The organism is Enterobacter sp. DN (assembly GCF_046054285.1).
In the GTDB taxonomy this organism is placed as follows: Bacteria; Pseudomonadota; Gammaproteobacteria; order Enterobacterales; family Enterobacteriaceae; genus Enterobacter; species Enterobacter hormaechei_C.
This window is the reverse complement of the sequence record NZ_JBJJTG010000017.1, coordinates 1-9,186: the sequence shown is the minus strand read 5'-3', so window position 1 is coordinate 9,186 and position 9,186 is coordinate 1. Positions and strand designations below refer to the sequence as shown.

Sequence of the window (9,186 nt, the reverse complement as noted above, 5' to 3'; positions counted from 1 at the left end):
AAACCCGAACAGGGAGAGGGTGTTGATGATACGCACCATGCTGGAGAGCAGAATACTGCGGTTGGTGTAGAGCAGCGTCGCCGCACGGCCCAGCTCGGCGAATTTTTCCCGGGTGGAGAGAGTCTGCATATGCCGTGGCGTTTCCACCTTACGCATAGAGACCAGCGCAATGATCCCGCCGGTTACGCAAAACGCCAGTGCCAGCCACAGGGTGCCCATCTCCCCGATGTGCGGAATGGTAAAGCTAGGAATGTAGCTGCCGAACACGCCGATGCCGATAGAGTAAACCGCCCAGAACCAGCCCAGCGCCGCGCTGGTACTGTCACTGCGAACGTTATGCACAATGGCGACGATAAAGGCATAGAGGAACAGCGGATAGGCCAAGCCGCGGATCCCGTAGAACAGCAGAATTAATGCGTAATTTGCCTGACCCAGACCAAAAACGAGAAACAGGACGTGGAAAACGCACCACAGGACGAAGCCAATCAGCATGGTTTTTTGCGGGGTGATGATTTCAGCCACCACGCCGGAAATCCATGCGGAGAGCGCCGCCGCGAGACCGTAAAGCGTGAAGGCGAAAGAGGCTTCAGCAGGCGTGAAGCCCAGCGCCTTAATATAGTGCGACAGGAATGCCAGCTCGAAACCATCGCCCGTCATAAAGACCGCGATAGCGATATACCCCCAGACCAGACTCAGGGGTAATCCCAGCCATTGTTTGTTATTTAACGACATATTGACCTCGTTTTTAGGGTACAGGGAACCGCTCCGGCAGCATCGCCGGAGGGTCTTTGCCACAGAATTATGGGTTTCGGTAGTTCAGGTCGTTTTGGTAAAGCGCGTTAAACTGCTGGTAACGCGTCATCAGCGCACGGTGGCGCGCCGGATCGCTGCGCCAGGTTTTATAGACTTCAGGTTTTTCGCACACGGAAGCCAGCGGCTTACCGGCTGCGAGACAGGCCAGCCGTGCAGCCCCCAGCGCACCGCCGGTTTCGCCGCCCTTATGCGTCACCACCGGCATCGCCAGAATATCGGCCAGCAGCTGGGCCCAGAAGGGGCTCCGCGCCCCGCCGCCGACGAGGGAGCACTGTTCAATCTGCGTGCCGCTCTCCTGCAACACGCGAAGGCCATCGGCAATACCGAAGCTGACGCCTTCCAGCACCGCATACCCCATCAGCGCACGCTGGCTGGAGTGCGTTAGCCCCCAGAACATGCCCCGTGCACAGGGATCGTTATGCGGCGTACGTTCCCCGGAAAGGTAGGGCAGGAACATCGGCGCGCTCGCTTTCTCCGCATCGCTTAGCTGGGCGATCTCCTCAAGCAATGCCAGCTCCGTGACGCCCACCAGACGGCAAAACCACTGTAGACAACTGGCGGCGCTTAACATCACGCTCATCTGATGCCACAGGTTTGGCAGCACGTGACAGAACGCGTGCACGGCAGACTGGGGCGCCGGACGGTAGGCATCTGTGACCACAAACAGCACGCCGGAGGTGCCCAGCGAAATAAACGCATCGCCCGGCGAAACGGCCCCAACCCCTATCGCGCTGACGGCGTTATCTCCCCCGCCGCCGGCAACGATAACCGAGGGGTTCAGACCCCACCGCTGCGCTACCGCAGGTTCGAGTAGCGCCGAGACCTCACACCCTTCCACCAGCGCAGGCATGGCGGCACGCGACAGCTCACATTTTTCCAGCAGTGCATCCGACCAGTCTCGTTTTCCCACATCCAGCCACAGCGTCCCGGCCGAGTCCGACATATCAGAGATTTTTTTTCCGGTCATTTTGAAGCGCAGATAATCCTTCGGCAGCAGCACGGTGGCGAGACGGCTGAAGTTCTGCGGCTCATGACGGCGCACCCAGAGCAGCTTTGGTGCCGTAAACCCCGGCATTGCCAGGTTCCCCGCCACCTGGTGCAGTTCGGGCGCCATCTCTTCCAGCTCTGCGCACTCCTGCGCGCAGCGGGTGTCATTCCACAGGATGGCCGGACGCAGGGGTTCACCCGCGGCATCCAGCAGTACCGCACCGTGCATCTGCCCGGAAAGGCCAATGGCTTTTATCGCCTGCCAGTGGTGGCCGCACTTCTCCCGGAGGGTGGCAATCAGGTATTCGGTTGCCTCCCACCAGGCTTCCGGCGATTGTTCAGACCAGTGCGGCTTCGGACGCTGTATCGTCAGCGGCGCGCTATGGGTGGCGACAACGCCGTTGTTTTCGTCAATGACCAGCGCCTTTACTTCTGATGTGCCAAGATCGATGCCCAGATACATACCCACCTCTCACTTAATCAGCGCGTAGACGTCAGCGATTTTTTCACGCAGAAGCGCGGCAAAATCTTCCCGGCCGGTCAGATCGCCAAACAGGGCGGTATCGCTGGCATATCGGGCTATCGGATCGTCCGATTCGAACATCGCATGTACCGCAGAGGCGTTGAGGATACCGTCCTGGTATTCATATGGCAGCTTGCCGTGATGCCACTGCTCCATATAGACGTAGAACAGCGCAGGCAGCATAGCGGTAGCGTCAGGACGTACGCCGCGCTGGTAACATTCACGCAGCGTTGGGGCTATCATCGCCGGGATCTTCGAGAACCCGTCGGCCGCGACGCGCTGGTTGGTGTCCTGAATCCAGGGGTTGGTAAAACGCTTAAGCACCACGTCGCGGTAGGCTGGCAGATCGATGCCATTATCTCCCAGGCAGGGAATGACATCTTCCGTCACGTAGCGGTCGGCAATCTTGTAGATAAATTCTGTCAGCGTGCTTTCATGGATATACTGCTGCCCGACCAGAGTACCCGCCCAGGCGATACAGCTATGGGAGGCATTGAGGATGCGGATCTTCGCCTCTTCATAAGGGATGACGGATCCCACCAGCTCCACGCCCACCGTTTCCAGCGCGGGACGAACGTCGCGGAAATTGTCTTCAACCACCCACTGAATAAAGCGTTCCCCCATAACCGGGGCGTTATCGTCTATGCCCGTCCGGGCCTTAATGCGCGCCGGGAGATCGGCCGCCGGACGCGGTGTGATGCGATCCACCATGGTATTCGGACAGGTCGCATTAGCGCTCAGCCAGTCGATGACCCTCTGTTTGCCGCTGAGGGTTAAGAATTCAATCAACCCGTCGTGGAAGCGCTCGCCGTTATGCCGCACGTTGTCACAGTTAAGCAAGGTTACCGGACCCGCTCCGTTCGCCATACGCGCTTCGAGGATGCGGGCAATTGTCCCGTAGATGGTTTTACAGCCGCCCTTAATATCGCTCGCCAGATCGGCATTGGCCACATCCAGCCTGTGGCTGGTATCCAGATAGTAGCCCCCCTCCGTCACGGTAAACGCGATGACCCGAGTCTGCGGGTTCGCCCCTTCGGCAATCAGCGGCTGCAAATCCGCCTGCCACGGGATCAGCGTCTGAATCGAGGCGATCTCTTCATAGTCTCTCTCGCCTTCCGGGCTGACGGTCTCCAGTACATATCGCCCCTTCTGCGCGGCCAGCGCCTGCACCACATGTTCAGCATCGTTGCGTATGTTGCCCGCAGCGATGTGCCAGCGCGTATCGCCGCCGGCAATCAGGCGGTGCAGATACCACGCCTGATGCGCACGATGAAAAGACCCCAGCCCAATATGTAGCCATGTGTATTTCTCGGTCATTGTTCTGTTCTCCAGTGAGGTTATGGCTGAACTGTAGATGATCATTTGATTAAAATAAGAGCTACAGATCACAAAAGAACAAATGACCATTAAAATAACAAATGACCAATAAAGAGCAAACCGCTTGCCTCAGCGCGGAGCACCCGCCAGAATGACAGACAATTGTTGTGGGTGTTGACCGCCCTCAACCCCACTCTTGAGGCAGGGAAACGTGAGCAAAGAAGATGACATCAGGCTCGATCAAAAAGTGCGGGCGGCATGGATGTATTACATCGCCGGGCTTAATCAAAGCGAAATTGCCAGCCAGCTCGGCACATCAAGACCGGTGGTGCAGCGGCTGATTGCCGCCGCGAAAGAGGAAGGCATTGTCTCGATTGGGCTTCATCACCCTGTCGCTAACTGCCTCGATTATGCGCAACTTCTCGCGGAAAAATATCACCTGACCCACTGCAACATTGTGCCCGTCTACCGCAATGAAAGCGCGCTGGATAGCGTGACGTTTGGCTGTTATCAGCTGATGGCCCGCTACCTGCAAGGTGATAAACCCACGGTTGTCGGAATTGGCTCCGGACTGACGCTAAAAAAAACCATCAAGCGTATCGATTTTGACAGCCACAACACCCGCTGTGTCGCCCTGATCAGCGCCATGAACGAGCACGGGCAATGTAACTATTACGATGATGTACCGTTGCTGCTGGCGCGTAAAATTCAGGGAAAATATTACCAGTGGCCGGCGCCGCGCTATGCTCAGTCCAGCGAGGAGCATGAGATGTGGTGCTCAAACCGCCTGTTCCGTAACGTCTGCGCCGTGGCGGATGCGGCCGATGTGATTTTTGTCGGCATCGGGGCGCTGGGCAGGCAGAGCCCTATCTTCAAAGACGGGTTTATCGATGAGGCACAGCTGGAAGAGTTGACCCAGCGCGGTGGCGTTGGCGAAATACTCGGACGCTTTATCGATGCCGACGGCAAGGTCATCGACAGCCAGATTAATCGCTTTATTACCAGCTACGATATTCGCCAGAGCCAGTGTCCACGTATTGCGGCCGCCTGCGGCGAGGATAAACGCCCGGCGATCCTTGCCGCCCTCAAAGGCGGCTGGGTAAACGGTCTGGTGACGGATGAACAGACCGCGCGCTGGCTGCTGACGCGTCAGGGCTAGCCCGTGACGCTCTGGCTGCCAATCAGTTCCGGTGGGATCTCAATACGCCTGACCGAGGTATCACCGGAATCGAGAATTTCAAATACCTTCTCCAGCATCGCCGGGACGTCCTGGCGCACCATGTCGATATCATGTCCCAGCAGAGAGACAAATGGGTCCCAGTCAAAACAACCCATCGGCGGCTGATTTTGGCCGGTCTGCCCGTATTGGGCCAGCCAACGTACCACCCCCTCCAGCGAAATGGTCGAATTGACAAACAGCCCCTTTAGCGCCGTCAATGGCGACGGGAAGGTGGCTCTGAGCTGCTCCTCCACGCGCGATGACGAGTACCCGGTGACCAGCAGCTGCTGTTCCGGAACGGTCAGCCCATGGGCCTGATGGGCATCAAGGAACCCGCGCAGGCGCTCTGCGGTGTTGTTATCACTCCGGCGTCCGCCCACGAAGGTCAGCGGAGCCAGCGAACCAAACCGTTTAAAGCTGCTGGCGAGGATCCGCTCTGTCAGCATCTTCGCGCCGCCGTAGTTATCCGAAATGATAGAGGGCGCCAGGGTACCCGGCAGATCAAGATTTAGCGTAGGTACGCCCGCCTGATGACAGAGTTCAGCAATTTTGTCCGGGTGTGTCGCCCCCGTGGCAATGACCCAGTCAACCTGCCAGGAGAGCATGGCACGGGCGGCATCCAGCTCGAGTTCCGGCTGTCGGCGTGTGCAGGTAATAATCGGCAACAGCCCTCTGGCACGCGCCATCTCTTCGAATTTTTCCGCTATAGAGCCGAAATAGCGGTTGTCATATTTCGGCACAATCATGCCGATAACGCTCGATTTCTTGCTGCGCAGCAGGCTTGCCTGACGGTTAACCGCGTAGCCCTGCTCTTGTGCAATGCGGGTTACCTTCTCTGCCAGGCTGGCGCTGATGCGGCGTTTCTTCCAGTTGCCATTCAAAATAGCACTCACCGCGCTGGCAGAAACGCCGGTGAGTTCCGCCAGATCGTAAATGGTCGTTTTCTTCGTTTTCTCAACGCGCGTCACAAAATCGCCTCTTCATTTTGAATGTCTCTTGCTGGAGAAATAAGCAAGTGCTAGATCTGCTTCATCGATTGAGCAGTTTGCTTCACGCGTCAGTCAGAACCCCCGTTCTTCACGCGAAAGCAGACACACCCTAAAAATCATCTCTGCATAAAGGATTATAAAATGAATCACTCTGTCCCCTCCATGAATAGTTCCCTTCAGGGCAAAGTCGCTGCTATCACTGGCGCCGCCTCAGGTATTGGCCTGGAGTGTGCAAAAACGCTGCTCGGCGCTGGCGCAAAGGTGGTGTTAATCGACCGTGAAGGCGAGAAGCTTCAGCGCATCGTCGCCGAGCTGGGCGAGAACGCGTTTGCCCTGCAAATCGATCTGTTCAAACCCGAGCAAGTCGACGCGATGCTGAGCGACATTGTCAGCCTCGCCGGCGGCCTGGATATTTTTCACGCCAATGCAGGCGCCTACATCGGCGGGCCGGTTGCTGAAGGCGACCCGGACGTCTGGGATCGCGTACTGAACCTGAATATCAACGCCGCCTTCCGCTGCGTTCGCGCCGTACTGCCGCATATGATTGCGCAGAAGTCAGGCGATATTATCTTCACCAGCTCCATTGCGGGCGTGGTGCCGGTTATCTGGGAGCCGATCTACACCGCGTCCAAATTTGCCGTTCAGGCGTTCGTGCATACCACCCGTCGTCAGGTCGCGGAACATGGCGTACGCGTCGGAGCCGTTCTGCCTGGGCCGGTAGTGACGGCTCTGCTCGACGACTGGCCGCAGGCCAAAATGGATGAAGCGCTGGCAAACGGCAGCCTGATGCAGCCGATTGAAGTCGCAGAATCGGTGTTGTTCATGGTGACCCGTTCGAAGAACGTTACCGTCCGGGATCTGGTGATTCTGCCTAACAGCGTCGATCTTTAAGGGCCGCAAGGATGAAGAGTACACCAGAAACCGTTATCGGCGTAGACGTCGGCTCCGGCAGCGTCCGCGCGGGCATTTTCGATCTCAGCGGCAGGCTGCTTTCCCACGCGACGCAGAAAATTGCCATCGTGCACCGCAGCGGAAGCCGCGTGGAGCAGTCCAGCGCCGAGATCTGGCAGGCCGTTTGCCGCTGCATCCGCGAGGCGCTGGCGCGCTCCGGGACGACTCCGCAGAGCGTTGCCGGCATCGGGTTTGACGCCACCTGCTCGCTGGTGGTGTTGGACAACAATGGCGAACCGCTGGCGGTCAGCCCTGACGGTGAAGCGGAAAACAATATCATCGTCTGGATGGATCACCGTGCGACAGACCAGGCGGAGCGCATCAACGCCACCCATCATCCGGTGCTGGACTATGTTGGCGGAAAAATATCGCCCGAAATGGAGACGCCCAAGCTGCTGTGGCTGAAAGAAAACCATCGTGAGGTCTACGATCGCGCCTGGCAATTTTTCGATTTGGCCGATTTCCTGACCTGGCGCGCGACGGGCGATGTCACCCGTTCCATCTGTACCGTAACCTGTAAATGGACGTGGCTGGCCCATGAGAATCGCTGGGACCCGGACTATTTCCGCACCGTTGGCCTGGACGAGCTGGCCGGAGAAGATTTTGTCCGCATAGGGCAGCATATTGCCGCCCCCGGCACCCCTTGCGGCGAGGGCTTAACGGAGCAGGCCGCGCGTGAGGTGGGCTTGCTGCCAGGCACGCCGGTGGCGGTAGGGTTAATTGATGCCCACGCTGGCGGCATCGGGACGTTGGGCGTTGGCGGCGGCGCGCTGAACAATCTCGCGTATGTTTTTGGCACCTCATCGTGCACCATGACCAGCGCCGAGAGCGCCGTTTTTGTGCCCGGCGTCTGGGGGCCTTATTTTAGCGCGATGGTACCTGGGCTGTGGCTGATTGAGGGCGGACAAAGCGCCGCGGGTGCCGCTATCGATCGGTTATTAAGTTTCCATCCTGCCGCACCGCAAGCGCGCCAGCTGGCACAGGAGTCAGACCTGCCGCTGCCGGTTTACCTGGCGGACAGGCTTTTACAGACCTTCGCCACCGCCTCAGAGGCGGTGAACCTGGCAGCAGGACTGCACGTGGTACCCGAATTTCTGGGTAACCGCGCGCCCTTTGCCGATCCCCATGCGCGGGCCACGATCTGCGGGCTGGGCATGGAGAACGATATCAATAACCTGATGGCACTGTATGTGGCCGGTCTGTGTGGTATCGGTTACGGTTTGCGACAAATCATTGACGCCCAGCGTGAATGCGGCGTACAGACCGAAAATATCGTTATCAGCGGCGGCGCGGGCCAGCACCCTTTCGTTCGCCAGCTGCTGGCAGATACCTGCGGGCTGCCGGTGTTAGCGACCCAATGCAGCGAACCGGTATTACTGGGTTCGGCCATTCTCGGGGCGGTGGCGGGAAATATAGCGCCTTCAGTGACCGATGCCATGAAACAATTTACCCACGTGGATAAATATTTCTATCCGCAAGCGAACTTTCAGTCCCTTCATCTGCGTCGATACGAGGCTTATAAGCAGTTACAACAAACTGCGACAGTAATCAGAGAATAAATACACGTCAGTATATTTAGAGAAAAAGACAATAAGAAAACTCACGCCGGAATATTTCCGGTGTGGGCTTACCTGTACGCTACAAACGAGGTCAATATGTCCGAAATAAATAAACAGTGGCTGGGATTGCCGCTGAACCTGCTATGGGGATATCTGGCGATCGCGGTCTTTATGACGGGTGACGGTTTCGAGCTGGCATTCCTGTCGCACTATATTAAATCACTGGGCTTCACGCCTGCTGAAGCCTCTTTCGCCTTCACGCTTTACGGTCTCGCGGCGGCGCTCTCCGCGTGGATCTCCGGCGTGGTGGCTGAAATCATCACCCCGCAAAAAACCATGCTGATTGGCTTCGTCCTGTGGTGCGTTTTCCACGTCCTGTTTCTCGTTTTTGGTCTGGGTCAGGCAAATTACGCATTAATTCTGCTGTTCTATGGGATCCGCGGTCTGGCCTACCCGTTATTTTTGTACGCCTTCATCGTGGTCATTATTCATAATGTGCGTAGCGATAAATCCAGCTCGGCGCTGGGCTGGTACTGGGCGGTTTATTCCGTAGGTATTGGCGTGGCGGGCAGTTATATTCCGAGCTTTACCATTCCGCACATCGGGGAGATGGGCACCCTGTGGCTGGCACTGGCGTTTTGTCTGGCGGGGGGAGTCATCGCCATGGTATCCCTGCGCAGCGTCAAAACCCCAACGCACATGCATAATCTCTCCACCCGGGAAAAATTCGCCGAGCTGGGCCGTGCGGCGACGCTGCTCTACACCAACCGCAGTATTCTGCTCTCCAGCATGGTGCGTATCATCAACACCCTCTCCCTGTTCGGGTTT

The 9,186-nt window shown here is 57.7% G+C and carries 8 protein-coding genes; 4 read left to right on the top strand and 4 right to left on the bottom strand.

Features of this window, described 5'->3' with window-relative positions; genetic code table 11:
• The 3 genes from ACJTMZ_RS22220 to dalD all read right to left on the bottom strand — a co-directional run.
• Positions 1-732 (bottom strand): MFS transporter (locus ACJTMZ_RS22220; RefSeq protein WP_154817333.1); only part of this gene is annotated, 732 nt, incomplete at its 3' end.
• A 67-nt stretch (positions 733-799) separates the two neighbouring features.
• Positions 800-2,263: a xylulokinase gene (gene xylB, locus ACJTMZ_RS22215; RefSeq protein WP_023304094.1), complete on the bottom strand. Its 1,464-nt coding sequence runs from the start codon at positions 2,261-2,263 to the stop codon at positions 800-802.
• Positions 2,264-2,272: 9 nt separating this feature from the next.
• On the bottom strand, positions 2,273-3,640 hold the full coding sequence (gene dalD, locus ACJTMZ_RS22210; protein ID WP_032104897.1) for a D-arabinitol 4-dehydrogenase: 1,368 nt from the start codon (positions 3,638-3,640) through the stop codon (positions 2,273-2,275).
• Between the two features lie 211 nt (positions 3,641-3,851).
• On the opposite strand from dalD, the gene ACJTMZ_RS22205 reads away from it, so the two are divergent.
• A complete protein-coding gene (locus tag ACJTMZ_RS22205; protein WP_017383561.1) occupies positions 3,852-4,799 on the top strand; it encodes a sugar-binding transcriptional regulator in 948 nt (315 codons plus the stop codon).
• Here ACJTMZ_RS22205 and ACJTMZ_RS22200 read toward each other — a convergent pair.
• On the bottom strand, positions 4,796-5,827 hold the full coding sequence (locus ACJTMZ_RS22200) for a substrate-binding domain-containing protein (protein ID WP_252010694.1): 1,032 nt from the start codon (positions 5,825-5,827) through the stop codon (positions 4,796-4,798). The genes ACJTMZ_RS22205 and ACJTMZ_RS22200 overlap by 4 nt on opposite strands.
• A 162-nt stretch (positions 5,828-5,989) precedes the next feature.
• Between ACJTMZ_RS22200 and ACJTMZ_RS22195 the strand changes: the two genes are divergently transcribed.
• The 3 genes from ACJTMZ_RS22195 to ACJTMZ_RS22185 form a co-directional block, all read left to right on the top strand.
• Positions 5,990-6,739, top strand: coding sequence for an SDR family NAD(P)-dependent oxidoreductase (locus ACJTMZ_RS22195; RefSeq protein ID WP_252010695.1), 750 nt, complete (start codon positions 5,990-5,992; stop codon positions 6,737-6,739).
• Between the two features lie 11 nt (positions 6,740-6,750).
• A complete protein-coding gene (locus tag ACJTMZ_RS22190; RefSeq protein WP_252010696.1) occupies positions 6,751-8,358 on the top strand; it encodes an FGGY family pentulose kinase in 1,608 nt (535 codons plus the stop codon).
• A gap of 96 nt (positions 8,359-8,454) precedes the next feature.
• Positions 8,455-9,186, top strand: a 732-nt coding sequence (locus ACJTMZ_RS22185; protein WP_408626980.1) for an MFS transporter, incomplete at its 3' end; no start/stop codon positions are given.

Bases quoted from the DNA above. Each gene is read 5' to 3' on its own strand.
- ACJTMZ_RS22195 (WP_252010695.1), top strand. From the start codon at position 5,990: ATGAATCACTCTGTCCCCTCCATGAATAGTTCCCTTCAGGGCAAAGTC.
- xylB (WP_023304094.1), bottom strand. From the start codon at position 2,263: ATGTATCTGGGCATCGATCTTGGCACATCAGAAGTAAAGGCGCTGGTC.
- ACJTMZ_RS22190 (WP_252010696.1), top strand. From the start codon at position 6,751: ATGAAGAGTACACCAGAAACCGTTATCGGCGTAGACGTCGGCTCCGGC.
- dalD (WP_032104897.1), bottom strand. From the start codon at position 3,640: ATGACCGAGAAATACACATGGCTACATATTGGGCTGGGGTCTTTTCAT.